Below are 23,923 nucleotides of genomic sequence, written 5' to 3'. Positions count from 1 at the left end.
ACGATTCAGATCAACTGAATCGGAAAGCCCCCTCTCTCGAGGGGGCTTTTTGTTGTGATGCTGCTCTTGCTCGCCTTGATTCCGTAAGGTTCCGATCAATAGCGACCTGGCATGGACAACAAAGCCAGCAACGCAACCAGACAGGTCATCGCCGAGCAGGCTGAGTCAGCGATAGCAGCTCAAAAGTGGAGCCGTCTTCGCACGATCGGTAACCGCTTTGAGCGGGCCCGCTGCTACAGGGATTGCTGGTTCGCTCTGGCACGGGCATCTGAGGCAACCACCGATCACCAACTCCCGATTTGGCCAGGTCCAGATGAGAGCTGCGAGGGAGTTCTTGTGCTGCCAACCACCCGGGATCTGGGTGACGAGTTGCGGATCCTGAGATTTATCGGTGACCTAAAGGCCCACGTCGCCCAGGTCGTCGTCTTAACGGATCCACGACTCCATCCACTCATCGAAAGGAGCTTCCCTGGGGTTGTCTGCTGCAGACCTGATGGAAGACAGAACCAGGTCGGGCTATCCCACATGGCAGCCCAAGAACGGCTTGCCTACTGGTTTGGAGCCGATGAGCAACAGCTGCAGCATGGCTTCCGAACACTGACGGCTCCCACAACCGCAGAGGAGGAACCCAAGGGCATCGGCATCAGCTGGTTTTCCAAATCAAGAAACAAGAAGGATCGAATGCCCGCTGTCGAAGACTGGGCTTCAGTTCTCCGGACCATTCGACAACCGATTCAGTCGCTTCAATACCTGGAGAAACCGGCTCGCATCAAAGCCTTACGGGAGCTGAGTGGACAACGCATTCGCTCATCACAATCCATCGACCAAATGGTTGATCTGGATGGATTCGCCAGACAAGTGGCCGGAGTACGCGGCGTATTGACCATCAGCAACACCACAGCGCATCTGGCTGGTGCCTTAGGCATTCCCTGCGCTGTCATTCTCGACAACGGCTCCATCACCAACTGGCCCGATCTCGGCGAAACCACCCCGCTCTATCCCTCCACGCGGCTGATCCGCCGCGGCAGCGATGACTGGGCCACAACCCTGCGGCGGGGCTGGCGCACGCTGAGGGCCTTGATCCCACCCAAGTAGGCATCAGCATGCAAAGCTCCTCGGTCAAGAGAAGCGGCAGAGCGTGAGCAGCCCAACGGCCAAGCGGAAACAACGCAATCCAATCCAACGCGTGATTCGCTGGGGTCCATGGCATTACCGGTTCTGGCGTGAGATCGCACGCTGGTGCTACGAACAATCCCTGCACAATCCAGCGGTGGTTGCAGCGGACGATGGCTTCCCAGCCCATCGGCAGCTGTTGGAGTCCTACAAGCAGATCCGTCAGGAAACTCTGGAGGTCGCCCTATCGGGGCGCCTGCCGGCCAACCACGAAATCATGCAACAGCAGCGCACGCTGTATGAATTCGACCGCAAAGTCTGGGGAATGCTCCCCTTGCGGGGCTATGGCTACAACTACCCCGCCAATCAGGCGCTGATCCCTTCTCTGCGGAACTTTCTGCAGCACCACCCCGACGTCGTTTCAGCTGCCGTGAGCCTGTTCCCCCCGGGGAAGGTGCTGAGGCCTCACAAAGGGCCCTTCAAAGGGGTTTGGAGGTATCACCTGCCTTTGTATGTGGAGAATTTTGGTGACGGCCGAAGTTCCTGCGAGCTGATGATTGATGGCCAGAACTATTACCTGAAGGAAGGTGAGGGATTTCTCTGGGATGACACCTTCTTGCACTCAGCCATCAATCGCTCCAACCAGCCAAGAGTGGTGTTGCTGTTCGACGTCTTTCGCAAGGATCAACCGATTTGGCTGATCGGGATGAGCTGGATCTTCCTCTGGGTGGCTCAGATCTGGCAGCACGTCCAGAACATGCGCCAGCGCGCAGGTCTGCAATGAACCAAGTGGAGACCCTGATCCAACAGCTGCAGTTGATTCCCCATCCGGAGGGAGGTTGGTACCGCGAGTTGCATCGCAGCCCGGAGCAGGTTCAACGCCAAGACGGGGCCGAGCGATCGGCATTGACGGCCATTCTCTTTTTGCTGCCAGCCGGTGCCATCAGTTGCTGGCATCGCGTGATCGGTGCCGACGAAGCCTGGACGCACATTGATGGAGCCACTCTGGAGCTCTTTCAGTGCCAGGCGAATGGCACAGCACTGCAACGGGACCCACTGAATGCATCAAACCCTGTTCAGGTGGTTCCAGCCAATGCCTGGCAGGCGGCGCGCAGTCTGGGTGAGTACACCCTGGTGAGCTGTTGTGTTGGTCCGGGATTTGACTTCTTGGATTTCGAGATGGCTCGGCAACAACCCACGACAGACCGTCTGAAATTGCCCCATCCGGAGTTGATCTGAACCGATGGCTTCGTAGCCTCATCGCATCGATCAATGGCCATGGGCAGCAGCTTCGGCGACCTCTTCCGGATCAGCACCTTCGGTGAATCCCACGGGGGAGGAGTGGGCGTGATTGTGGAGGGCTGTCCACCACGGCTCAACCTCAGTGTCGCGTCAATTCAGGCCGACCTGGATCGACGGAAGCCTGGGCAAAGCCACATCACAACCCCGCGAAAAGAAGCGGATCAGGTGGAAGTCCTCAGTGGCCTACTGGATGGAGAAACCACCCTGGGGACCCCGATCGCCATGGTCGTGCGCAACAAGGACCAACGCCCGGGGGATTACAAGGACATGGCGGTCGCCTTTCGGCCATCCCATGCCGATGCCACATATCAAGCCAAATACGGCATCCAGGCGCGCAGCGGTGGAGGTCGTGCGTCAGCGCGGGAAACGATCGGGCGCGTCGCTGCGGGTGCGATCGCAAAGCAGCTGCTGAAACAGTCCTCAGGGACTGAAATCCTGGCCTGGGTCAAGAGGATCCACAACATCGAAGCCTCCGGGATCGACCCGCAGGAGGTTCAGCTGAGCGACGTGGAATCCAACATCGTGCGCTGTCCCGATCCAGCGGTGGCCGAGCAGATGATTCAGCGGATTGAAGCCATCGGCCGCGAAGGAGATTCCTGCGGTGGGGTGATCGAATGCGTGGTGCGCCATCCCGCCATTGGCTTGGGAATGCCGGTGTTCGACAAGCTTGAAGCCGACCTCGCCAAAGCGGTGATGTCGCTGCCCGCAACCAAAGGGTTCGAAATTGGTTCCGGTTTCAATGGCACGTTGCTGAAGGGCAGCGAGCACAACGATGCCTTTCTACCGAGCGACGATGGTCGTCTGAAGACCGCAACCAACAACTCCGGTGGCATCCAAGGGGGAATCAGCAACGGCGAGCCGATTGTGATCCGGGTGGCCTTCAAGCCAACGGCGACGATCCGCAAAGAGCAGCAAACCATCGATTCCGATGGCAAGGCCACCACGCTTGCGGGGAAAGGACGGCACGACCCCTGCGTTCTGCCCCGGGCCGTGCCGATGGTGGAGGCCATGGTGGCGCTCGTTCTTGCTGATCACCTGTTGAGGCAGCAGGGGCAATGCAGCCTTTGGTGAGCAGCTCACGTCAGCTCAAGTGACATCAGACGGAAGCCACAGCTGCACTGCCGTTGGAGCTAACGACCACTCCAACGCTTTTCGCCTTCGCCGCGCTGCGGGTCCGAGTGCGTCGAGCGGGCTTTTTGCTGGCCTGCGCCTTGGCTGAGGCAGGTTTTTTGGCAGCCATCGTTTTCTTCACCGTCCGGCGTGCCTTACCGGTCGTGGCACGACTGCGATGGCTCAGCACGAGAGCCCATTCCTCATCACTGAGAGTGGAGGGTTTGCTGCCGTGGGCATAGGAGAGCTTGGCTGCCTTCTCGATGTCCTTGATCAAATTCGTCCAGGACGTGGCAAAGCGCTTGTCTGACTGCGATTTTGCACCACTTTCAACCAAAGTCTCCACAACCCCTGCAGCAGAAACCTTTTTGCGCCGGCGATTGAAGATCTCCTTCTGAAGCTGAGCGATCAGGGCATCGGCCTTGTCGCTGAGCTTGATCGTGAGCTGCGACATGACGCAGTTAGATAGCTATCTCATCTGTAGCATCTTGGACGCATGTCAACAAGTCGGTGACGTCAAGGCTGAGTTGTCGATTGGCGCAACCAGTCGAGAAGTGCTTGAAAAGCAGGCGGCGAGCCCACAACCTTGCGCCCCAGGGCCACGGCACCATGACCAGCCTCAAGCCAAACAGGAATATCACCCACATCAAGGCCACCCGCAGCGATCACGAAGGGCAAGGGGCCGAGAGGCGCATGCAATCGCCCCCAGTACCCGGGCCCAAGGTTGGCTGCGGGAAACAGCTTGACGACACGACATCCGAAGCGCAGGGCCTGATGCACTTCCGTAGGGCTAAAGACGCCAGGCACCAACAAGACTCCAACCTCCCTGGCTTGCTCCACTAGCTCTGGAGACCAGCAAGGAGCCATGGCATAGCTGAGGTTCAGGCATGACAGATCATTGAGCGCCTGAGGAGAGGTCACCGAAGCCGCTCCCAGATTCAAACCGGGACATTGATCCTGAACCCGTTGCATGAACTCGCCCCAACCCGGCTGGTCAAGCCAGGCCACCTCGAGATGGCGAAGACCTGCAGCGTGAAGCTGCAGCACTTGGTCCAACAGAGAAGAACCGGATGATGAAGGCCTCAGGTCGTCGGGCTCGGGTCGTACCACCAACAAAAGAGGCTGGTGCTGCAGGGATGCCACGAAGAGCTCCTGCCGCACCAGCCAAGGGTTGGATGATGAATCGAAATCAGACGTATTCGGCGATCCGGACGTCACGTTTGATCAGAAGCTCCTGAAGCTCTTCAGCGTCAACAGTCTCCTGCTCAACAAGCATCTCCGCCAATTCATCGAGAACGACGCGGTTGTCGACGAGAACCTTGGTGGCGCGCTTGTAGGCCACGTCCACCAGCTCAGAGACCTCCTTATCGATCATCGCGGCGGTTTCCTCAGAGAAATCGCGCTCGGCCGCAATATCGCGGCCGAGGAACATGCCGCCCTGAGCACGGCCCAGTGCCACTGGCCCCAACTCGTCGCTCATGCCAAAGCGGGTGATCATCTGACGTGCCGTCGAAGCGACCTGCTGAAGGTCGTTGGAGGCACCCGTGGTGACCTCGTCTTCGCCGTAGACGATTTCTTCAGCGACCCGACCACCGAGGGCAACAGCCATCTGGTTCTGGAGGTAAGCCCTCGAATACAGACCCGACTCCATTCGCTCCTCACTGGGGGTGAAGAACGTCAAACCACCAGCATTGCCACGGGGAATGATGGAGATCTTCTGGACAGGGTCGTAGTCAGGCATCAGGGCACCCACGAGAGCATGACCTGCCTCGTGATAGGCGACCAGACGGGCACGACGTTCGCTCATCACGCGATCCTTTTTCTCCGGACCAGCCATGACCCGTTCAATGGCATCGCTGATCTCGTCGTTGCTCACTTCCGTGAGTTCACGACGGGCCGCGAGGATGGCGGCTTCGTTGAGGAGATTGGCCAGATCAGCACCGGTGTAGCCGGGTGTCCGACGAGCAACCTTGTCGAGATCGACATCCTTGGCCAACGTTTTGCCACGGGCGTGGACACCAAGAATTTGTAGGCGTCCGGAATAGTCGGGGCGATCAACAGTGACCTGACGATCAAAACGACCGGGGCGCATCAAAGCTGCATCCAGCACATCGGGGCGGTTGGTGGCCGCCACGATGATGATGCCGGTGTTGCCCTCGAAGCCATCCATCTCCGTGAGGAGCTGGTTCAACGTCTGCTCGCGTTCGTCGTTGCCACCACCTAGGCCTGCGCCACGCTGGCGACCGACAGCATCGATCTCGTCGATGAAGACGATGCAAGGGGCGTTTTTCTTCGCTTGCTCGAAGAGATCGCGAACGCGGCTAGCACCAACGCCGACAAACATTTCGACGAACTCTGAGCCAGAGATGGAGAAGAAGGGAACACCTGCTTCACCAGCCACGGCCTTGGCGAGCAGGGTCTTGCCGGTTCCCGGAGGACCCACAAGCAAGACACCCTTTGGAATCTTGGCGCCGACAGCTGTGAAACGATCGGGGTTCTTGAGGAAATCGACGACCTCAGTGAGTTCAAGCTTCGCGCCTTCAATACCGGCAACATCGGTGAAGGTCACCTGGGTGGAGGGTTCCATCTGGACCCTTGCCTTGCTTTTGCCGAACTGCATGGCGGGATTACCTCCGCCACCGCCTTGGGCGCGACGGAAGAGAAAGAACAGACCGCCAAGCAAAAGGATCGGGAAGATCAAGCTTCCAGCTGCCTGCTGCCAACCAGGTGTCTGGCGAGAGGGTTGAACAGCGATATCAACGCTGTGTTCGGTCAGCAAGCCGAGCAGCTCACGATCGGGAGCCAGATTGACCTGGGCACGGCGGCCGTCGTTTTCGACCACCTGAGCCGTGCCCTGATCGGGCGCAATCAGCACACGGCTGATCTGGTCATCCTTCACCGCCTCAACGAACTCGCTGTAGCGCATGGTGTTCACCTGGGGCTGGCTGCCACCACCACCACCAATGAACGCTGGTGCAATCACAACGATCGCCAAGACCAGAAGGGCCCCGAGACCGATATTTCGCCAACGCTTGTTCACAGGCCACCTCGTAGATGAAGGAATGTTAACGGGTTCTCAGTCTTCAGGAAGCGCGGAGCACCTCAACCACGCTCTTGAAGGCGAACCATTCGGGAATTTCCTCCCCGCCGCGCAGCATCTTGCGGAACTGGGTGCCACTGAGCTTCTTCACGTGCAGCCCACGGGCTTCGGCGTGCTCCGCCGTCACATAACCCTCTTCCTGGGTGTAGACGAGGTTCAGCGAAGGAACCGTTTCCATCGTGAGCTCGGGCGCACACTCCTTGGCGAAGTTCTGAGCGTCGTAGGGGCCGTAGAAGTCGTCACCGGTCAGAGACGATTTGCAGCCCGCCATATCGCGGCCAATGATGAAGTGAGTGCATCCGTAGTTACGGCGGATGATCATGTGCTGAAGGGCTTCACGCGGGCCTGCCATATGCATCGCGTAGGGCAGATAGGCCCAGCGAATGCTGTCGTTGTTGACTTCAGCGGCAAGACGCTCATAGGTCTGGAAGCGAACGGCACCGGGGATGTCGTCCTGCTGCGTGGGGCCACAGGTCGGATGGACCAGCACCACAGCGTTGTCGCTGACGTTCTGTGCGTGCAAAGCACGGGTGAACAATTCGTAGTGAGCGCGGTGAATGGGGTTACGGCACTGGAACGCCACCACGTCTTCACCTTCAGGCAGCCCTGCCCGCACCTCTGCCGGGGTCTTGCAGGGGAACACCCGCTCGGGGAGAGCGAGACCCTTGAGGCTTCCACCCAGATAGAAGCGCTTGCGCTCCATGGTGATCATCCGCACCGCAGGATGCTCAATGGAGGTGGTGCCGTAGCAACCCTTGGCTTCGGCCACTTTGTCGGGCTCCCACTTGTCCTCCACCTCGAGAACAGCCAGATCCTGGCCCTTGTAGGTCAGAAGCAATGTGTCACCGACCGCGACGTCATCGCGATCGGTGTCCATGACGATCGGCAGGCCGAACAGCTGACCTGCAGCAAGACGATGACCATTGACGACTGAGTTGTAGTCCTCCTGGTGCATGAACCCACGCAAGGGTGAGAAACCACCAACGCAGAGCAGCTCAACATCGCAAGCGTTGCGATCGGAGCACTCGATCGTTTTGGTTGCGGAGGCTTTCACGGCGGCACAATCCGCATCAGCCACCATCAGATCAACCAGAGTTCCGCCGTAGGGAGCGATCACACCGGATCGCTGGGCGGGAGCGGAAGCACTGGCGGTCATGACTTCAAACAAAGATCGGGCGATTCTCCCAGATCACCGGAGGATTGCAACGGATCAAAAAAAAAGGGGCCTAAGCCCCCTTATGAAACCTGTTGTGGTGCGTGCTATCAGGCCTCTTCAAGGCGGCCATACAGCTCGCCGGTGATTTTGATATCGACCACTTCACGACCACCCATATCGGAGTCGGAGGGCTGGATGGCGCTGAAGACGCCTGCAAATTCACCTGTTTCAGGATCAACCTGGGTGATGGAGAGGCTCATTGTTCCAACGCCATCGATATAACGCTTGTTGTTGTCCTTCTCGAGTTTCTCGTCATCGCCACCAAGGGCTACAAGTCCCTGGGCGTACTGAACACCGGTGGTGAGAGCACGACCCTTGGGATCGATGAAATTGCTGGTGCGGTAGCTCGGCGTGCGATAGGTGCCCTCGAAGTCTGTGCTGGTGGTCAGAGCAGCACCTTCAGCAGTCGCGTTGAGAGACTTACTGGAGAAGGTGAAGGGGAACTCCTCACCACCGGGCACCAGAACAGTGATCGGCTGAAAGTCGATACCGCCCTTCTCCTGGAATTGGAGCCCTTCCTTTGTGACGGTGAGATCTCCGAAAACAGAGTCGAGACTGGACGTGTAGCGGGTCAGGATTTTGCCCTCGACGAATTCAGCCTGCTGACGAATGTTCTTGGGCTCTTCCTTTGCGTAGACCTGAACAGGATGCATACAGATCTCGCGAAGCTCGTAGCTCCCACCAGCAGTCAAAGGAATCGAGCCACGAGCTGAGTCCCCAATGGTGGGGCAATCGTTGGCTTTGCCGGTGTTGTGGATGTCGTCGTAGGTGACATTGGAGGCACCACGCTGAACAGCTTGACTGTCGCCGCTACAGGCCGTGGTGAAAAACGCGAGGCAGAGCGCCAGCACGACGGCCAGCAGAGGACGAATGCGCATGGAAAAAGCCAGTCGGCTGAACGCTAATGGGGACGGAATGCCGTCGAATCAGGATCCTACAGGGCGAAAAATGGGGACAGGGCTAGCCTTTTGCAGCTCTAAACAACTTGTCGAAAGCGCGTGACCTCAAACGATCCAGCCTCGACCAAGGAAAGGATGGCTCCTTCGCTGGCCGCCCTGGGCGAGCTGGCAGAAGAGTTGCGGGAAAATCCGGAAGCACTTCTCATCCTGCTGCGCGAACTTGAAGCCCTGCATCGGGACGTTCAAGACGGTCCATTCCGCCAGAGCCTTCCCGAAAACCGCCAGAAATTGTTCACATTGCTGCAGGGCATGGAGAAAAACGGCGGCTGGCCTTACATCCCAAGGCTTCAGCTGCGCACCTTCATCGACCTGCTCGGTCAGGACTCCACCAACGCCGCGGCCTGATCTCGAAGTTTGAGCAAGGCATCCAACAGCTGGTGGGAAAGCGTCAGCTTTGTCGTCACAGGCAGGTTCCGGTTCCAACCTTCCCCCAACAACCAACCTCCATTCGGTTGGTTACCAAAACCCTGACCATCACGGTCTACGGGATTCACCATCATCAGATCACAGCCCTTCTCCAGGCGCTTGCTCTCAGCCTTCTCCAACAGATGCGTGTCATCACCAGTTAGCGCTGAGAATCCGAGAACTAACTGTCCAGGGCGGCGTTGACGGGTCAGATTTGACAGCAAATCAGGCACTTCGGTCCAACCGGACGACAAAACATCCTGAAGCTGCTTTTTGGGCATTTTTTCCTCAGAGGCAGCTTCCCGCCGAAGGTCAGCGACAGCGGCAGCCATCACAAGCACATCAGACGTCGGTAATGCCAGTTGCAGTTCTGAGCTGAGCTCAGCCGCACTCTCGACCGGCGTGCATTGCAACCCCTCAAGCCAGGCATCGGGGAGATCCAACGGACCATGCACCAACTGCACGGTTGCCCCTCTGAACCGTGCAGCTTGCGCCAGGAGCACTCCCATTCGACCGCTGCTGCGGTTGCTCAAAAAACGGGCCGCATCAATGGTCTCCTGAGTTGGTCCAGCCGAGACCAGAAGAGAAATCCCCGACCAATCACGGGTAGCGACAGGGGCATCAGGGCCTCGGCTGAAGACAGATTCCGCCGCCAACTGAATCAAGGTCGGGTCGGCCATTCGCCCATCACCGACGCGATCGCAGGCCAGGAGACCGGACACCGGCAGCAGAGGGATCACCTTGGGGAACTCTTGGATCTGCAGCCAGTTCCGTTGCACCGCAGGATGGCGCCACATGGCGGTGTTCATTGCGGGGGCCGCGATAACAGGACCTTCCGTTGCCAACAAGACGCTGGCGAGCAGTCCATCCGCTGAACCCTGGCTCCAGCGCGCCATGCTGCTTGCACTCAAGGGCGCGACGATGGTCAACTCCGCCCATTCGGCCAATTCGATATGAAGCGGCCGGGGCGCCGTTGGGTGCCACTGGTCCGCTTCGAGGTAACAGCGATGGCGGCTCAGGCTTGCCAGAGCAACGGGGCTCACCAACGCAGCACCACCCGGGGTGACAAGGCAGCGAACTTCTGCGCCAGCCTTGACCAGGGCACTCACCAACAACGGCGTTTTCACCGCAGCAATACTGCCGCTGACGGCCACCAGCACACGCCGCCCGTAGAGCGAAGACGCCTTGTCAGTCCTCATCGAAGGGTTCCTGGTCCACCAGGTGGTGGTAAGGCAGGATCAGTTCGGGGCGGTGGATGGCCAGCGCACGAAGAAGGTGCCAGTCAGACAAGCTGTCGAATGGCGAGGGATAGTCGTCCTCTTCGAGGCGACGGGCAAGTTCTGCCGTCGACGTCTCGTCAAAAGCATCCAGCCGTTCCTGCGTGAGCATCAAGCAGTCATCAGACGCTATTGATGACATTTTGACGCAGGCTGTGCCAGCTAGCGTTAGCCATCCGGGGAATTAGCTCAGTTGGTAGAGCGCTGCGATCGCACCGCAGAGGTCAGGGGTTCGAATCCCCTATTCTCCACTGCGTTTTTGCAGCGTCGCCTTCCACTGATCGGCCTGTTCGTCCTTGTGCTGTTCAGCACCGTGGCACGACCAACAGCCCTCCTGACCTTCGCACTCCTTGCCGCTGCCGGTGCGATAAGTCGCGCCCCATCACGCCGGATGTGACCCTTTATGAGGTAAAAGGGTGTTAAGTAATCCCCCTGTAGCCGATGTCGCAATCGAAGCGAGAGCAGGTCGTTAGTCATCTGCGCTACATCCGCCAGGAACTGCGTGAAATGCACCAGGGCGTGATGGAAGACGGTTTACTGCCCGAGGCTGGCGAAGTGCGGGGTGTGATGGCTCAAATGGAAGCGCTGCTGGAGCTCCTCGAAGGCAAAGCGTCCAGAAAAGCGAAAGCTGAGACTAAATAGCCTGCAGCGCAAGCGCTTGCCAAAGCCTCCAACGCTGGCTTTGCTTCGCCAGTCCCCATCACTTGGCCCGGGCTCGTCCCGGGTTTTTTATTGAAATCTGCTATCAGTAGTGTCTGATGCCTGCACACTGCCTAGGTGTGGTGTAGACAGGATGCGGCAGGGGCATGGCCGGGTGATGGGGATCACTGGATTCAACCCTGCCTCTTCCCCCGAAATCAATGCCGTGCGACGGCTCCAATCCACCCGATTGCAAACCAACGTTGGTACAGCAATCCAGAGACTGGATCGCTGGTCACGCAATCCCTGGCGGAGATTGTCTTTATTGGCCCTTGCAGGCCTGATCGGATTTCTGATCGGTAGCGCGCTCACCTCCGTCGCCGGTGCTCTCGGTCAAATGGACCCAGTGGCTGCACTTCTTGTGGTGCTGGGCGCTGAACTCACGATTCGACGACGACGCAGTTCAAAGCCCTCGCTGAAACTGCCGCAGCAACTGCTGGATCTCGGTCGCATTGGCTTTCTCTACGGTCTTTTTCTCGAAGGGTTCAAGCTGATCTGAAGCGGAACCGTTCAAAGCAGACAAAAGAGATTGCGGTTCATACCCTTCGGGAAGAATCCCCCGGGCTGCAGATGGCAAGCAACCATTACTTCCTGGAGCTTGAACCACCTGCCGAGCGCTTGCGTCATGCCCCGCATGTGGTCATCGTCGGCGGCGGCTTTGCCGGGGTGCATGCCTGCAAGGCCCTGGCCAATGCCGATGTGCGCATCACCTTGATTGACAAGCGCAACTTCAACCTATTCCAGCCGCTGCTTTATCAGGTGGCCACCGGATTGGTCTCAAGGAGTGATGTGGCCACGCCTCTGCGCGAACTGGTGGGCAAACAAGAGAACGTGCAGGTGTTGCTGGGGGAGGTCACCACGGTGAACCCGAAGGGCAAACAGATTGTGTTCAACGGCAAGGCCTACAGCTATGACCATCTGATCCTGGCCACAGGATCGGGCAGCACCTATTTCGGCCACGAAGACTGGCGCACATTTGCGCCCCCGATGAAAATCCTCGAGCACGCTGAGGAGATACGCCGCCGTCTGCTGATGGCGATGGAGCAGGCAGAACAGACACCGAATCCCAAGGCTCGTCAGTTCCTGCAAACGGTGGTGATCGTTGGAGCTGGGCCCAGTGGCTGCGAAATGGCTGGTGCCGTTTCAGAGCTGATGCGGTGGGCCTTGAACGATGCTTTCAAGCAGCTGGATCCCCAGAAAACGCGGATCGTGTTGGTGGATCCCGGCGACAGGGTGCTTAAAGCGATGCCGGCTGAGCTCTCCGAGAGGGCCCTGAAAGCCTTGGAGGCAGATGGCATCGAATACATGCCGGAGAGCCGCGTCCAAACCATGCGGCCCGGAGAGGTTGTGATCGGTGGACCCAATGGAGACGTTCGGGTCCAAGCTGCAACGGTGATCTGGACCGCTGGCGTAAAGGCATCGCATCTGGGGCAGAAGCTGACGAATGCAACCGGTTGCGAGGTCGATCGCGGTGGACGGGTCGTGGTCAACCCCGACTTCTCGATCCCGAGCCACCCTGAGATCCGGATCGCAGGAGATCTCTGCAGCTACAGCCACACCGTGAATGGCAAGCCGCTTCCGGGAATGGCGGCTCCCGCAAAACAGGCCGGCACGTTCATCGGCAAGGACATTGCCGCGATCGTGGCAGGACACGCCCGCCCCACGTTTCGCTACGTCGATTTCGGCAGCATGGCTGTGGTTCATGGCAGTGCCGTTGCCGACCTGCAGGGCTTCAAATTTTCAGGAAGGCTGGGCCTGCTGCTGTGGGCCATCGTTCACCTGGCCTTGATACCGAACAGAGAGAACCGAATCACCTTGAGCATCAAATGGCTGTATGCACTGGCGACCCGGCAACGTGCCTCCGTTCTGCTCACAGGCATGCCCAGCCAGCATCTGGCCCTTGATGCAGAAGATGCTCATTTCCCGATGGCCAGCGGAACGGGCCCGTCAATCGCCGAACCCGATGCTGCCCTCAAGGCAGCGATGGACTACTACGCCCACCAACTCACTGGCCTCCCTCAAACTCAGGAGCTGCTCGACACCAAGGAAGCCTCCGTGGCGGATTCAGAGGCAGCCATTAAATAAAGCAAGGCCATCCGGGTTGGCACGCCGTTCCTGACCTGCTCTTCCACCAGGCTGACGCGTGGGTCATCCAAGAGCGACCCGGTCAATTCAACGCCTCGGTTCACCGGACCAGGATGCAGAACTGGAACCTGCTGACCGCAGAGCTGCATGCGCTCATGGCTCAGTCCGAAGTCGCGGTGGTAGCGCTCCAGGCTGGTGAGCAACTGCTGGCCCATCCGTTCCTTCTGAAGCCGCAGTGTCATCACGGCATCAGCTCCTGGCAGCGCATGCTCCAGGCGCCGTATCACACTGACCTTGCCCCGCTGCTGCACCGGATCCTTGAGCAGACCTGGGGGAGGAGCATCAACGAAGGCCGCAAAATCCACTGGGACGAGGCTCGGCGGACCACACAAGACCACATCAGCTCCACAGGCCGTCAAAGCCCAGAGATTGGAACGGGCCACCCGCGAGTGAAGAATGTCGCCGACGATCACAATGCGGCGTCCCTGCAGCGATTCCGGCATGGGGTGCTGAGGGGAGAAATGCCGAGCCAAGGTGAGCAGATCCAGCAGTCCCTGACTGGGATGGCTGTGGAGACCATCACCACCATTGAGCACGACGGTGCGTTCACCCATCTGCTGCAGCTCCAACGCCAGTTGCTGCGGCACACCGGTAGAGCGGTGGCGCACCACCAACACGTCGGCCCCCATGGCCACGTAGGTGCGCGCCGTGTCGAGAACACTTTCCCCTTTGCTCAGAGAGCTGCTGGAGGGTGAAAAGCTCATGACGTCTGCCGACAGACGTTTGGCCGCCAGCTCAAAACTGCTGCGGGTTCGGGTGCTGGGTTCAAAGAACAGCGTGGCGACCAAGCGGCCTTGCAGCGCGGGAAGCTTTCGGGCACCGGTGATCGGAAGCGAACGAAACCGCTGGGCCAGCTCAAGCACCGCAGCGAAGTCTTCCCGCGAGAACGACGCGAGATCAAGAACATGCCGATGCGGCCAGCCACTCATGAAGGTTGCTCCAGCGATGGCGTCCAGCACTGTGCCTTGGGCGGCATGCGATCACCCCGGGCTCGCCTGCTGACACTGCGACTACTCCGCAGATACCAGCGCCACGGGGTTGCTGCGCCCTGGGAGATGCCGATCCGCGTTGTTGTCACAAGATCCTGGCTGGCAAACGTGTCTGACCTCAGGGCCATCCACACCTCATGTTCGCCCGTCACCGGACAACTGTCATCACTGCGATCAAGCCCAAAACGTCGCGCGAGCAAACCGGGGCCTGCCGCGATCCGCTCCGGTTCATCAGGAAGGGCCACCGCGCGCAGCAACACACCGTTGGCCCATCCCCCCCGATCGGTGACCACGTTCACGCAGTGGTGAATGCCGTAGCTCACATACACATAAAACCGCCCTGGCTCACCGAACAGGGTTTCGTTTTGAGGCGTCCTGCGCCGATAACCATGACAGGCGGGGTCGTCCTGGGAATACGCCTCTGTTTCCACGATCACGCCCCAGAGAAGGCGTCCATCGTCTTGGCGTTTTACCAACCGACAACCAACTAATTCAGGACCCACGATCTGAGCTGGTCGCGCAAAGAAACTGAGCGGAAGCGAAACGAAATCGATGACAGCCTGCCGGCTGGCGGCCACGCTGGTTCCAGCTTGAACTCTGCAGGCTTTGGACAGCAACCTCCAGGCACGGCGTGATGGGGTGTTTCTGTTGCTGGCCGGCCTGTTCCTGGGGACCCTGGGCATGCTCAACATCCTTGGGCTGACCCGATTCCTTCAACTTGGCAGCATTGGAGGCTGGCCGATCGTGGTAGCCGTTGGCGCACTGCCCTATCCGATCACCTTCCTCTGCACCGATCTGATCAGCGAAATCTGGGGTGAGCAGAAAGCCAATCAAGTGGTCTGGGTCGGGCTGCTGCTCAACGGCTGGGTGATGCTGATTCTCTGGCTGGGAGGGGTGCTGCCAGCCATGAGCGGAAGCGACGACAGCACCTTCCGCACCATTCAGCAACTCAGCTTCGGTTCAGTGGGCGCCTCGATGGTGGCCTATCTCACGGCGCAATTCGTGGATGTGCGGCTCTTCCACTTCTGGAAACAGCGCACCAAAGGCAAAGCCCTCTGGCTGCGCAACAACGGTTCCACCTTGGTGAGTCAGCTGGTGGACACCAGTGCCGTGGTGCTGATCAGCCATTACGGCGCCCATGTGCTGCCTGTGCAACCGGAACGGTCCGTGCTGCCGCAGCTGATCAGCTTCATCGGCAGCGGCTACCTGTTCAAGGTGCTGGCGGCGCTGAGCGACACCCTGCCGTTCATCTGGCTCACGGCATGGCTGAGGGGGTGGCTCGACATTCCCGGAGAAGGACGCGAACTCACAACAGAAACCAAGTCAGCGATGCATTAGCGGTGCATCCACGCCAAGCTGAGCTCAATTCTGGCCAGTTGATGGACGCAGCCACCTCCAGCTTCAACCTCGGCACTGTGCTTCTTGGCAGCATCGTGCTGTTCCCTTTGGCCTGCCTGTTTTTCGGGACACGCGGTGGCTACTACAACACCGACAAGTACGACGGCAACGGAACCGCCCACTGATCGGCTGGGATTGAGCGATCATCAGGTCATTGGCTCAGCCTGAATGACCGCTGCAACTCCCGGTCCTGTCGACAGCACGGACACCATTCGTCTGGCCCTGCGCAGTTGGCCTGAGGTTGAGACCTACCTCCAAGACTGCAAAGGCGTGATCATTCCCCTTGGATCCACCGAGCAGCACGGTCCCACTGGAGCCATCGGCACCGATGCCCTCACCGCAGAAGCAGTCGCCCTCGAAGTGGGCCGTCGCACCGGCGTGTTGGTCACCCCAGCCCAGGCCTTCGGCATGGCAGAACACCACCTTGGCTTCGCTGGAACGATGAGCTTGCAACCAGCCACACTTCTGGCCGTTCTGCATGACCTGGTGTTGTCCCTGGGGCGACATGGCTTTGAAAGGGTGTTTGTGATTAATGGCCACGGCGGCAACATTGCAACAGCCAAAGCAGCTTTTGCCCAGGCCCACGGCACTGCCACAACCCGAAATCTTCCGGTCGCCCCCCAACTGCGTTGTCGTCTGGCCAACTGGTTCATGGCCGGACCCGTGATGCGCCAGGCCCGCGATCTCTATGGCGACAAAGAAGGGCATCACGCCACACCGAGCGAAATCGCTGTCACCCTCGCTGTGGAGCCCAGTTTGCAGAGCAAGCAGCGTCCACTGCCCGACCCCGCCCCGGCAGGTCCGATTCACGGACCAGATGATTTCCGGCGCCGTCACCCCGATGGACGCATGGGGTCTCATCCCTCCTTGGCCACTGCCCAGCAGGGTGATGCCTTGCTGGAGACAGCCGCCACCGCGCTGAGCGAGGATCTGCGCACGTTCCTCGGCGAGTCATGAGCCAGATTTCCAGCGACGACGTCCGCAAGGTGGCCCATCTGGCCCGCCTTGATCTGCCCGAGGAGAAAATTGCGACCTACACCGATCAGCTCGAATCGATCCTCGAGTACGTCGGTCAGCTCCAAGAGGTGGACACCAACGGCGTTCCGGAAACCACAAGAGCCGTTGAAGTGACCAATGTCACCCGGGCGGATGGAGTACAGCCAACACCCGTGCGGGAGGAGATTCTCAGTCAGGCGCCCCAGAGGGAGGGGGACTTCTTCAGGGTTCCAAAGATCCTCGCCGACTGAATCAGACTTATCGGGACACCCAGCGTTTGGCTTCCGTTTTGATCGCAATGCGATCAACAAAGCCAAGCCAGTGACGTCGCAGCCCCCGTCCGGGCATAAACCGGGCAGCACGCCTCATTTTTCCGCTGCGACGCTTGTGACTTCGGACACCCACGAGGATGTCGTACAGGAAGTTGTAGCCATCCCTGCGGGTCTCAAAAATGCCCAACCGCTGGGGAGATCCTTTTGAATCGAGCAGAGGCTTGGTGGCCTCATAGGCCGGTTTGTACTCAAACCAGGGAATTGAGGGCCAGAGGTGATGAACCAAGTGGTAGTTCTGGCCCATGATCAGCCAGTTCATCAGCCTGCCGGGGTAGATCCGAGCATTCGTCCAGCGGTTGCGAGACGTGAACGGCCGATGCGGGAGGTAGTCGAAGAAAAGACCCAGGGTCACCCCGACCATCAAGGCAGGCGCGAACCAGCAGTTGAAGATGAATGGCAGAAAGTCAAAGCGCGCTGCAGCAAGGACTATCACCACAAAAATGCTGCGTTCCAACCCCCACTGCATCAACTCCCAGCGCCGCCAGAGGCGTCGCTGAAAGAAAAACCACTCGTGGTAAAAAAATCTTGGTGCGATCAGCCAGAGCGGTCCAAACGTACTGACGATGTGATCGGGATCGTTCTTCGGATCATTGACATGGGCGTGATGCTCCAGGTGCACCCGAGTGAAGACGGGGAAACTGAACCCGAGTAGCAGCGCTGAGCCATGACCCATGGCTTGATTCACCCATCGATTGGGGTGGGCCGCGTTATGGCAGGCGTCATGTATCACCGTTCCTTCCAGGTGCAGCGCGAGAAACCCGGTGCAAAGAAGCACCTGCAAGGGCCAAGCCGCCACAAACCAACCCCAGACGGTTAAAGCGGCCAGCGCATACCCCCCGAGGAACAACCCAACGGTGGGATTCCAAAAGGCAGGCGGGTCAACAAATTCGCGGGGTACCGAGCGGTAAGCCACTCCAACCGGACGAGGCTGCTGTTGTTGAGCAGTGCTCTGATGCATCCGGAGGACAGGCAACAAGTCTGGAACGTTCCCGAACCACCGTAGGGAAAGGAATGCCCACCGGGGGACTTGAACCCCCACGACCGAAGCCACTGGTACCTAAAACCAGCGCGTCTACCAATTCCGCCAGGTGGGCAATGCGCCAACTTTAGAGATCGCCCCAGAATGGGAGCAGTCCGCATCAACACGGATGCTTGCGACCCTAAGCGGCGATTTCTGCCTCCTGCTTGGCCTTGCACTCCTGCTGCTTCCCCTGTTGGCCGTTGAACTCAGTCGCCCGCGCGATGGTGTGTGGGGAGCGGTGGTGTTGCTACTGGGTCTCGTGCTGGTTACCAGCAGTGACCGGCTGAGGGGAGCCCCGATGCTCGCCGTTCTCTGCGCCGGTTTATTGATCGCTCGCTTGGGCACTGAGGTCGGACAAGCCCGGTGGAACACTCTCAGCGAAACAGAGCAGCAGCGTTTTCAATCGCTCGACCACTGGCGCACCAGCGTTCGGCAGCTCCTCATCACCACAGGCCGCGTTGGGGAAGGCATCAGCGGCATCGCCAAACAACTCAAGCCGACTGGGAAATCAGGGGTCACCGAGAAAAAATGGGTACGTCCCGAGTCCCCTGAAAACGCTGCCGCTAGCGATGACGCTGGTTCAGAAATGACCAGCACCGAGCCTGTCCCCCCCGCGGATGCCACATCCCCAGAGGGCGAGGACTGATAATCCCGAGGCCAGAGCAGGGACCCCGTGAGCAAGGAGAAGCGCGACGCCGCCGCCGAGGGACGTCCCTCCTACAAAGACACGCTCAACCTGCTGCAGACGGGTTTCGGCATGCGCGCCAATGCCGTCCAACGCGAACCGGAACTGCAGTCCTTCTGGAAGAACCAAGGAATCGACGGCGAGCTGGGCCTCAAGAACAGCGGTCCAACGTTCACTCTCCACGATGGCCCGCCCTACGCCAACGGCGCTCTTCATATGGGCCATGCCCTCAACAAGGTGCTGAAGGACGTCATCAACAAATATCAGGTGTTGAACGGGCGGCGGGTGCGTTACGTCCCTGGCTGGGACTGCCACGGTCTCCCGATCGAGCTCAAGGTGCTGCAGTCGATGGATCAGGAGCAGCGAAAGGCGCTGACACCGATCAAGCTGCGCAAAAAGGCAGCCGCCTACGCCCGCAAGCAAGTGGATGGCCAGATGAAAGGCTTCCAGCGCTGGGGAATCTGGGCCGACTGGGACCAGCCTTATCTGACTCTGCAGAAGGAATACGAATCCGCCCAGATCCGGGTGTTTGGCGAAATGGTGCTCAAAGGGCACATCTATCGAGGGCTGAAGCCGGTGCACTGGAGTCCGAGCTCCCGCACAGCGTTGGCCGAGGCCGAACTGGAGTACCCCGACGGCCACACCAGCCCCAGCGTCTACGCCGCCTTCCCTGCGGTGGAGCTGCCAGCGTCCCTTCGGGATGCGCTCAGGGCTGATGGCATCGAGCTGCCAACCGATACAGAAGGTCTGGGCAAAGCCCTGCAGGTCGCCATCTGGACCACCACGCCCTGGACATTGCCGGCGAACCTGGCGGTGTCCGTGAACGAACGACTCGACTACGCCCTTGCAGACGACGGCGCAGGCCGCCTGTTGCTGGTGGCGACTGATTTGATTGCCTCGCTGAGCTCAACCCTGGAACGCCCGCTGACCCGGCGCGCCACGGTCAAAGGCGCCCTGCTCGCTGGTTTGACCTACCGCCACCCTCTTCTTGATCGCAGCAGTCCGGTGGTCATCGGCGGCGACTACATCACCACTGAATCGGGCACGGGCCTCGTGCACACCGCTCCTGGTCATGGCGTCGATGACTTCCACACCGGCCAGAAGAACGGCCTACCGGTGCTCTGCCCCGTGGACGAAGCCGGCAACCTCACCGAGGAGGCCGGGCCGTTCGCGGGACTGAACGTTCTCAAGGATGCCAACGCCGCGATCATCGAGGCGCTTGATGCCGCAGGCGCCCTGCTCAAGCAGGAGGCCTATGGCCACCGCTACCCCTACGACTGGCGCACCAAGAAACCCACGATCTTCCGGGCCACTGAGCAGTGGTTCGCCTCCGTGGAAGGGTTCCGTCAACAGGCACTCGATGCGATCGCTGAGGTGGAGTGGACTCCCGCCTCAGGTCGCAACCGCATCGAATCGATGGTGAAAGAGCGGGGCGACTGGTGCATCTCACGGCAGCGCACCTGGGGCGTACCGATTCCCGTCTTCTATCACCGCAGCAACGGTGACGTGCTGCTGAATGCCGACACCCTGGCTCACATCGAAGGACTGATCGCCGAACACGGTGCCGACGTCTGGTGGGAAAAAGACGAAGCTGATTTGCTGCCGGCCTCCTATGCCGACCAGGCCGATCAGTGGCGGAAGGGCACCGACACCATGGATGTGTGGTTTGACTCCGGCTCGAGCTGGGCCGCTGTCGCCAGTCAGCGCGACAACCTCAGCTATCCCGCCGACCTCTACCTGGAAGGATCCGACCAACACAGGGGCTGGTTCCAGAGCTCACTGCTCACCTCGGTCGCCGTCAATGGCCATGCGCCCTACAAGCGGGTGCTCACCCATGGCTTCGCCCTTGATGAGAAGGGCCGCAAGATGAGCAAATCCCTCGGCAATGTGGTCGACCCGATGGTGATCATCGAGGGAGGGAAGAACCAGAAGCAGGAACCGCCCTATGGAGCCGATGTTCTGCGGCTGTGGGTGAGCTCGGTGGATTACTCCGCCGATGTGCCGATCGGAGCCGGGATTTTGCGCCAGCTGGCGGATGTGTACCGCAAAGTGCGCAACACCAGCCGTTACCTGCTCGGCAACCTGCACGACTTCCATCCGGCAACCGACGCCATCCCCGTGGCCGAACTGCCGTTGCTTGACCGCTGGATGCTGCAGCGCACAGCCGAGGTGATGGATGACATCACAGAAGCCTTCGAAAACTTCGAATTCTTCCGTTTCTTCCAGCTGCTGCAGAACTTCTGCGTCACCGATCTGTCGAACTTCTACCTCGACATCGCCAAGGACAGGCTCTATGTGAGTGCCCCCCAGGACCGGCGCCGGCGCAGCTGCCAGACCGTGATGGCCCTGATCATCGAACGCCTGGCCGGGCTGATCGCTCCGGTGCTGTGCCATATGGCCGAAGACATCTGGCAAAACCTGCCCTACCCAGTCGAAGAGACCTCGGTCTTCCGCCGCGGCTGGCCCACGGTTCCAGCGGACTGGCGCGATAGCGCCCTCAGCGCTCCGGTTCAACAGCTACGGGAGCTGCGCGCTGCCGTGAACAAAGTGTTGGAAGACTGCCGCGGCCGTCAGGAACTCGGCGCATCGCTTGAGGCATCCGTGCGGATTGATGCCCGCCGCCCGGAGCTCCAGGCCGCTCTCTCCTGGCTCAATGAGGAGGGAGATGCAGAGGTGGACGGCCTGCGGGACTGGCTGCTGGTCTCACAACTGCAGATCGGTGGCGAGCCCTGGGCCGAACTGCTGGCCAGCCAAGACGACGACCTCGCGTTGATCGAGGTGAGCCGAGCGCGGGGCATCAAATGCGAACGCTGCTGGCACTACGAAGGGGATGTGGGTCAACATCCAGACCACCCCCACATCTGCGGACGCTGTGTCGGCGTCCTGGAACGCCGAACTCACCAATTGGCCTGAACCAAGAGGTCGTTCGGCGGCATCGGTCCAGCCAGCACAACCTCCTGGGTGGGCGATAAGGGCCCCTGAAGCAACTCGGCCTGATCCAGGCTTGTTCCCTCAGGGAGAACAGGGGCATCAGGGTCAAAGGCGGTTGGATGGGTTGTGCTGCTGCTGAATCCACGAAAAATCAGCAATTCAAAAGGCACATCCCCCACCTGCCCCCGAAGTCGGACGACCCTCTGGGACTCAAGACGCGTTCGTTCCTCGAAAGCCTGAACCACCGCTTGATCCGTCATCAGAAATCGCCCGCCACACGCCCGAAGCGGGGCAGGCGTACCAACAACCACTGCAGCAGCCCGGCCAGGTAGGCCACCAGGGCGACATATCCCACAAAGGCGGCAACGGCCTCAGTCCACTGACCACCGAATAAAAAATTGAACACCGTGGCCGCCAGGCCATGGATGCCCTGGGGAGCCTCAAGCCACGTCAAGCAGGAGGGCAACGCCAGCTGCTGCATGCAACGCAAGCCTGTGATGCTCATCACCAGGCTGAGGAGTCCAAAACCACTGAACGCCCAACGCCAAACCTTCACAGCCAACGGCAGGGGACGCCAGGACGGTTGATCGGCCAACTCCTCATTGATGTCAACCCAGAACCACAGGCTGATCACCATCAAGACCGGAGCGACAGCAGCAGTGGCGTAGCCCAGGGGTCGTTGATCCATGAGAAGCAGCAGGCTGATCGCCATCAGGCTGGCCACCTTCCAGTAGATGCCCAGAAGCCGAAGCACCATCGGCTCGCGACGCCATGCCGACCACATCAACAAGACCAAAGGCACACCAACAGCAAAGGTGGCGGCCAAGCGATAGGTCAGCCACACCAGAGCGCGGTACGTGAGCTCGTTCACTGAGGACTGTCACAGTCTCGCCATTATCAACGTCCCGAGCTGAGCTCCAGGGTTGATAGGGTCCGCTTCATGGCACCGTTTGCACCGTTCAGCTGGTTCCGATCCGGGGGCACTGAAGTCAGTTGCCGATCAGGGCTTTCTGCCAAAGCGTCTCTGGACGAAGCGGTGCGGGACGTGGTCGCGCAACTGGGTCGACCCAGGGGCGAAGCCGATCTCGCACTCGTCTTCACCTCAACCGGTTATGCCACCGACTTACCTCGGTTACTGCCGATGCTTCGCGCCCAAATCAGCGCGAAGCATTGGATCGGATGCACAGGTGGAGGCGTGGTGGGCACCCGCGGCGACGGTAGTGCCTCGGAACTGGAGCAGACACCGGCCTTGAGCGTGACATTGCTCTCCCTGCCGGGGGCATCCATCACAACCCGCCACCTCAGCACAGAAAAACTGCCTGATCTTGATGGAGCGGCCCAACGATGGCAGGACTGGGTCGACATCACACCGGAGGATTCCCGGAGCCAGATCCTCCTGATCGACCCCACCAGCAGTGGCATCAACGATCTGATCAGCGGGCTGGACTATGCCTACCCGGATGCCGAGAAGATTGGCGGGATCGCAGCGCCCCATAACAGTCCGCACGGATCACTGCTGCTGGATGACCGCATCCTCACAGGCGCAGTGGTCTGTTCGATCGGGGGTCGCTGGCGACTCGAAACAGTGGTGGCGCAAGGCTGTCGTCCCATTGGCCCGGTGTTCTCGATCGAGCAGGTGCAGCGCAACGTGCTGTTGGAACTGAATGATGGCGGCAACAAAGCCAGCCCCATCGCCTGCCTGCAGCGGGTCCTAGCCGACCTCAGCGAACAGGAGCGCGAGCTAGTGCGTCACTCACTATTCCTCGGCGTGGAACGCAGCAACCTGCGACTGAATTCCGACGGAGCAACTTCAGAAGCAAGTGCATTCCTCATGCGCAACCTGATTGGTGTGGATCCCAGCAACGGCGCCGTGGCCGTTGCAGAGCGAGTGCGCGCCGGCCAAAACGTGCAATTCCATCTCCGTGAAGCCACCGCATCTCAGGACGAGGCCCTTGGGTTGCTGAAGACAGCCACGGCTGATCCAGGCGACACGGTCCACTTCGGGCTGCTGATGGCCTGCTTGGGACGAGGCAAGGGACTGTTCGGTCGTGCCGATGGCGACATCAGCCTGGCGCGCCAACTCATGCCGGAGCTTCCCGTGGCAGGAGCGTTCTGCAACGGTGAGATTGGGCCCATTGGCGGAACGACGCATCTGCACGGCTACACCGCCTGCTGGGGCTTGCTGCGTCAGGACCCCGACAGCTCCTCTGGCAGTGGCTCTGACAATCTCAGTTGAGCGAGATCG

28 protein-coding genes and 2 tRNA genes are annotated in these 23,923 nt (G+C 59.9%); 17 read left to right on the top strand and 13 right to left on the bottom strand.

Annotated features, from left to right (window positions below; all coding sequences use genetic code 11):
- Positions 1-111: 111 nt before the first annotated feature.
- From DXY29_RS10805 to aroC, 4 genes are read left to right on the top strand one after another with little or no spacing between them, the layout of a single operon-like run.
- Positions 112-1,095: a hypothetical protein gene (locus tag DXY29_RS10805; protein ID WP_115024991.1), complete on the top strand. Its 984-nt coding sequence runs from the start codon at positions 112-114 to the stop codon at positions 1,093-1,095.
- Between the two features lie 43 nt (positions 1,096-1,138).
- The gene (locus DXY29_RS10800; RefSeq protein ID WP_115024990.1) at positions 1,139-1,897 is read left to right on the top strand and encodes an aspartyl/asparaginyl beta-hydroxylase domain-containing protein; all 759 of its coding nucleotides are present in this window, start codon (positions 1,139-1,141) and stop codon (positions 1,895-1,897) included.
- Positions 1,894-2,352: a cupin domain-containing protein gene (locus tag DXY29_RS10795; RefSeq protein WP_115024989.1), complete on the top strand. Its 459-nt coding sequence runs from the start codon at positions 1,894-1,896 to the stop codon at positions 2,350-2,352. Before DXY29_RS10800 ends, DXY29_RS10795 begins: the two co-directional genes overlap by 4 nt.
- Before the next feature lie 39 nt (positions 2,353-2,391).
- Positions 2,392-3,486, top strand: a complete 1,095-nt coding sequence (aroC, locus tag DXY29_RS10790; protein WP_115025062.1) for a chorismate synthase — start codon at positions 2,392-2,394, stop codon at positions 3,484-3,486.
- A 25-nt stretch (positions 3,487-3,511) separates the two neighbouring features.
- Here aroC and DXY29_RS10785 read toward each other — a convergent pair whose 3' ends face one another.
- From DXY29_RS10785 to DXY29_RS10765, 5 genes are all read right to left on the bottom strand, one after another.
- Complete coding sequence (locus tag DXY29_RS10785) at positions 3,512-3,979, bottom strand: hypothetical protein (protein ID WP_115024988.1); 468 nt, start codon at positions 3,977-3,979, stop codon at positions 3,512-3,514.
- Between the two features lie 62 nt (positions 3,980-4,041).
- The gene (locus tag DXY29_RS10780; protein WP_115024987.1) at positions 4,042-4,743 is read right to left on the bottom strand and encodes a bifunctional 4-hydroxy-2-oxoglutarate aldolase/2-dehydro-3-deoxy-phosphogluconate aldolase; all 702 of its coding nucleotides are present in this window, start codon (positions 4,741-4,743) and stop codon (positions 4,042-4,044) included.
- Positions 4,715-6,565 carry an ATP-dependent zinc metalloprotease FtsH gene (ftsH, locus tag DXY29_RS10775; protein ID WP_115024986.1) on the bottom strand — a complete coding sequence of 617 codons (1,851 nt, stop codon included), beginning with the start codon at positions 6,563-6,565 and terminating at the stop codon, positions 4,715-4,717. The genes DXY29_RS10780 and ftsH overlap by 29 nt, the downstream gene beginning before the upstream one ends.
- Before the next feature lie 43 nt (positions 6,566-6,608).
- Complete coding sequence (sat, locus tag DXY29_RS10770; protein ID WP_115024985.1) at positions 6,609-7,781, bottom strand: sulfate adenylyltransferase; 1,173 nt, start codon at positions 7,779-7,781, stop codon at positions 6,609-6,611.
- Positions 7,782-7,888: 107 nt separating this feature from the next.
- Positions 7,889-8,719 (bottom strand): photosystem II manganese-stabilizing polypeptide, encoded by an 831-nt coding sequence (locus DXY29_RS10765; RefSeq protein WP_115024984.1) that lies wholly within the window; start codon positions 8,717-8,719, stop codon positions 7,889-7,891.
- Positions 8,720-8,875: 156 nt separating this feature from the next.
- Between DXY29_RS10765 and DXY29_RS10760 the strand changes: the two genes are divergently transcribed.
- Positions 8,876-9,145: a hypothetical protein gene (locus DXY29_RS10760; RefSeq protein WP_244279374.1), complete on the top strand. Its 270-nt coding sequence runs from the start codon at positions 8,876-8,878 to the stop codon at positions 9,143-9,145.
- Here the strand turns inward: DXY29_RS10760 and coaBC are convergent.
- Complete coding sequence (coaBC, locus tag DXY29_RS10755) at positions 9,118-10,404, bottom strand: bifunctional phosphopantothenoylcysteine decarboxylase/phosphopantothenate--cysteine ligase CoaBC (protein ID WP_115024982.1); 1,287 nt, start codon at positions 10,402-10,404, stop codon at positions 9,118-9,120. The two genes, DXY29_RS10760 and coaBC, sit on opposite strands and share 28 nt — an antisense overlap.
- Positions 10,394-10,594, bottom strand: a complete 201-nt coding sequence (locus DXY29_RS10750; protein WP_115024981.1) for a DUF2555 domain-containing protein — start codon at positions 10,592-10,594, stop codon at positions 10,394-10,396. The genes coaBC and DXY29_RS10750 overlap by 11 nt, the downstream gene beginning before the upstream one ends.
- Before the next feature lie 66 nt (positions 10,595-10,660).
- On the opposite strand from DXY29_RS10750, the gene DXY29_RS10745 reads away from it, so the two are divergent.
- The 5 genes from DXY29_RS10745 to DXY29_RS10730 all read left to right on the top strand — a co-directional run bounded on the left by DXY29_RS10745 (position 10,661) and on the right by DXY29_RS10730 (position 13,266).
- Positions 10,661-10,733 (top strand) — tRNA-Ala (locus DXY29_RS10745).
- An 8-nt stretch (positions 10,734-10,741) separates the two neighbouring features.
- Complete coding sequence (locus DXY29_RS13565; RefSeq protein ID WP_170952199.1) at positions 10,742-10,879, top strand: hypothetical protein; 138 nt, start codon at positions 10,742-10,744, stop codon at positions 10,877-10,879.
- A 44-nt stretch (positions 10,880-10,923) separates the two neighbouring features.
- Entirely contained in the window at positions 10,924-11,124 is a 201-nt protein-coding gene (locus tag DXY29_RS10740) for a hypothetical protein (protein WP_115024980.1), read from the top strand.
- 175 nt (positions 11,125-11,299) lie between these two features.
- Positions 11,300-11,680 (top strand): DUF565 domain-containing protein, encoded by a 381-nt coding sequence (locus DXY29_RS10735; RefSeq protein ID WP_244279373.1) that lies wholly within the window; start codon positions 11,300-11,302, stop codon positions 11,678-11,680.
- A gap of 71 nt (positions 11,681-11,751) precedes the next feature.
- Entirely contained in the window at positions 11,752-13,266 is a 1,515-nt protein-coding gene (locus DXY29_RS10730) for an NAD(P)/FAD-dependent oxidoreductase (protein WP_115024978.1), read from the top strand.
- Here the strand turns inward: DXY29_RS10730 and DXY29_RS10725 are convergent.
- Both DXY29_RS10725 and DXY29_RS10720 read right to left on the bottom strand, forming a co-directional pair.
- A complete protein-coding gene (locus DXY29_RS10725) occupies positions 13,206-14,255 on the bottom strand; it encodes an aspartate carbamoyltransferase catalytic subunit (protein ID WP_115025061.1) in 1,050 nt (349 codons plus the stop codon). The genes DXY29_RS10730 and DXY29_RS10725 overlap by 61 nt on opposite strands.
- Positions 14,252-14,893 (bottom strand): DNA-3-methyladenine glycosylase, encoded by a 642-nt coding sequence (locus DXY29_RS10720; RefSeq protein WP_115024977.1) that lies wholly within the window; start codon positions 14,891-14,893, stop codon positions 14,252-14,254. Before DXY29_RS10720 ends, DXY29_RS10725 begins: the two co-directional genes overlap by 4 nt.
- 28 nt (positions 14,894-14,921) lie before the next feature.
- Here DXY29_RS10720 and DXY29_RS10715 point away from each other — a divergent pair, with 28 nt between their 5' ends.
- The 4 genes from DXY29_RS10715 to gatC are packed head-to-tail and all read left to right on the top strand — an operon-like array spanning position 14,922 to position 16,960.
- Positions 14,922-15,653, top strand: a complete 732-nt coding sequence (locus DXY29_RS10715; RefSeq protein WP_115024976.1) for a queuosine precursor transporter — start codon at positions 14,922-14,924, stop codon at positions 15,651-15,653.
- A 41-nt stretch (positions 15,654-15,694) separates the two neighbouring features.
- Entirely contained in the window at positions 15,695-15,838 is a 144-nt protein-coding gene (locus tag DXY29_RS13560) for a hypothetical protein (RefSeq protein ID WP_170952198.1), read from the top strand.
- Positions 15,839-15,881: 43 nt separating this feature from the next.
- Positions 15,882-16,670, top strand: a complete 789-nt coding sequence (locus tag DXY29_RS10705) for a creatininase family protein (protein WP_115024974.1) — start codon at positions 15,882-15,884, stop codon at positions 16,668-16,670.
- On the top strand, positions 16,667-16,960 hold the full coding sequence (gene gatC, locus DXY29_RS10700) for an Asp-tRNA(Asn)/Glu-tRNA(Gln) amidotransferase subunit GatC (RefSeq protein WP_115024973.1): 294 nt from the start codon (positions 16,667-16,669) through the stop codon (positions 16,958-16,960). Before DXY29_RS10705 ends, gatC begins: the two co-directional genes overlap by 4 nt.
- A gap of 7 nt (positions 16,961-16,967) precedes the next feature.
- On the opposite strand, the gene crtR is transcribed toward gatC, so the two are convergent.
- Both crtR and DXY29_RS10690 read right to left on the bottom strand, forming a co-directional pair.
- The gene (gene crtR / locus DXY29_RS10695) at positions 16,968-17,999 is read right to left on the bottom strand and encodes a beta-carotene hydroxylase (RefSeq protein WP_115024972.1); all 1,032 of its coding nucleotides are present in this window, start codon (positions 17,997-17,999) and stop codon (positions 16,968-16,970) included.
- 54 nt (positions 18,000-18,053) lie between these two features.
- Positions 18,054-18,135 (bottom strand) — tRNA-Leu (locus DXY29_RS10690).
- A gap of 54 nt (positions 18,136-18,189) precedes the next feature.
- Here DXY29_RS10690 and DXY29_RS10685 point away from each other — a divergent pair.
- Positions 18,190-18,708 (top strand): Ycf66 family protein, encoded by a 519-nt coding sequence (locus DXY29_RS10685; RefSeq protein WP_115024971.1) that lies wholly within the window; start codon positions 18,190-18,192, stop codon positions 18,706-18,708.
- A 27-nt stretch (positions 18,709-18,735) separates the two neighbouring features.
- Positions 18,736-21,660, top strand: coding sequence for an isoleucine--tRNA ligase (gene ileS / locus DXY29_RS10680; RefSeq protein WP_115024970.1), 2,925 nt, complete (start codon positions 18,736-18,738; stop codon positions 21,658-21,660).
- On the opposite strand, the gene DXY29_RS10675 is transcribed toward ileS, so the two are convergent.
- Both DXY29_RS10675 and DXY29_RS10670 read right to left on the bottom strand, forming a co-directional pair.
- Entirely contained in the window at positions 21,645-21,938 is a 294-nt protein-coding gene (locus DXY29_RS10675; protein WP_115024969.1) for a hypothetical protein, read from the bottom strand. The genes ileS and DXY29_RS10675 overlap by 16 nt on opposite strands.
- On the bottom strand, positions 21,938-22,549 hold the full coding sequence (locus DXY29_RS10670; RefSeq protein WP_115024968.1) for a DUF3177 family protein: 612 nt from the start codon (positions 22,547-22,549) through the stop codon (positions 21,938-21,940). Before DXY29_RS10670 ends, DXY29_RS10675 begins: the two co-directional genes overlap by 1 nt.
- Before the next feature lie 69 nt (positions 22,550-22,618).
- Between DXY29_RS10670 and DXY29_RS10665 the strand changes: the two genes are divergently transcribed.
- Positions 22,619-23,914, top strand: coding sequence for an FIST N-terminal domain-containing protein (locus tag DXY29_RS10665; protein WP_115024967.1), 1,296 nt, complete (start codon positions 22,619-22,621; stop codon positions 23,912-23,914).
- The last annotated feature ends 9 nt before the right edge of the window (positions 23,915-23,923 follow it).

The organism is Synechococcus sp. UW69, assembly GCF_900474185.1.
Taxonomy (GTDB): Bacteria; Cyanobacteriota; Cyanobacteriia; order PCC-6307; family Cyanobiaceae; genus Parasynechococcus.
The sequence above is the reverse complement of the archived record's forward strand: the minus strand, read 5'-3'. Positions and strand labels throughout refer to the sequence as shown.

Coding starts and splice junctions, on each gene's coding strand:
- DXY29_RS10805 (WP_115024991.1), top strand. CDS start 112: ATGGACAACAAAGCCAGCAACGCAACCAGACAGGTCATCGCCGAGCAG.
- DXY29_RS10795 (WP_115024989.1), top strand. CDS start 1,894: ATGAACCAAGTGGAGACCCTGATCCAACAGCTGCAGTTGATTCCCCAT.
- aroC (WP_115025062.1), top strand. CDS start 2,392: ATGGGCAGCAGCTTCGGCGACCTCTTCCGGATCAGCACCTTCGGTGAA.
- DXY29_RS10785 (WP_115024988.1), bottom strand. CDS start 3,979: ATGTCGCAGCTCACGATCAAGCTCAGCGACAAGGCCGATGCCCTGATC.
- sat (WP_115024985.1), bottom strand. CDS start 7,781: ATGACCGCCAGTGCTTCCGCTCCCGCCCAGCGATCCGGTGTGATCGCT.
- DXY29_RS10765 (WP_115024984.1), bottom strand. CDS start 8,719: ATGCGCATTCGTCCTCTGCTGGCCGTCGTGCTGGCGCTCTGCCTCGCG.
- DXY29_RS10760 (WP_244279374.1), top strand. CDS start 8,876: ATGGCTCCTTCGCTGGCCGCCCTGGGCGAGCTGGCAGAAGAGTTGCGG.
- coaBC (WP_115024982.1), bottom strand. CDS start 10,404: ATGAGGACTGACAAGGCGTCTTCGCTCTACGGGCGGCGTGTGCTGGTG.
- DXY29_RS10750 (WP_115024981.1), bottom strand. CDS start 10,594: ATGCTCACGCAGGAACGGCTGGATGCTTTTGACGAGACGTCGACGGCA.
- DXY29_RS10740 (WP_115024980.1), top strand. CDS start 10,924: ATGTCGCAATCGAAGCGAGAGCAGGTCGTTAGTCATCTGCGCTACATC.
- DXY29_RS10735 (WP_244279373.1), top strand. CDS start 11,300: ATGGGGATCACTGGATTCAACCCTGCCTCTTCCCCCGAAATCAATGCC.
- DXY29_RS10730 (WP_115024978.1), top strand. CDS start 11,752: ATGGCAAGCAACCATTACTTCCTGGAGCTTGAACCACCTGCCGAGCGC.
- DXY29_RS10725 (WP_115025061.1), bottom strand. CDS start 14,255: ATGAGTGGCTGGCCGCATCGGCATGTTCTTGATCTCGCGTCGTTCTCG.
- DXY29_RS13560 (WP_170952198.1), top strand. CDS start 15,695: ATGGACGCAGCCACCTCCAGCTTCAACCTCGGCACTGTGCTTCTTGGC.
- DXY29_RS10705 (WP_115024974.1), top strand. CDS start 15,882: ATGACCGCTGCAACTCCCGGTCCTGTCGACAGCACGGACACCATTCGT.
- gatC (WP_115024973.1), top strand. CDS start 16,667: ATGAGCCAGATTTCCAGCGACGACGTCCGCAAGGTGGCCCATCTGGCC.
- crtR (WP_115024972.1), bottom strand. CDS start 17,999: ATGCATCAGAGCACTGCTCAACAACAGCAGCCTCGTCCGGTTGGAGTG.
- DXY29_RS10685 (WP_115024971.1), top strand. CDS start 18,190: ATGCTTGCGACCCTAAGCGGCGATTTCTGCCTCCTGCTTGGCCTTGCA.
- DXY29_RS10675 (WP_115024969.1), bottom strand. CDS start 21,938: ATGACGGATCAAGCGGTGGTTCAGGCTTTCGAGGAACGAACGCGTCTT.
- DXY29_RS10665 (WP_115024967.1), top strand. CDS start 22,619: ATGGCACCGTTTGCACCGTTCAGCTGGTTCCGATCCGGGGGCACTGAA.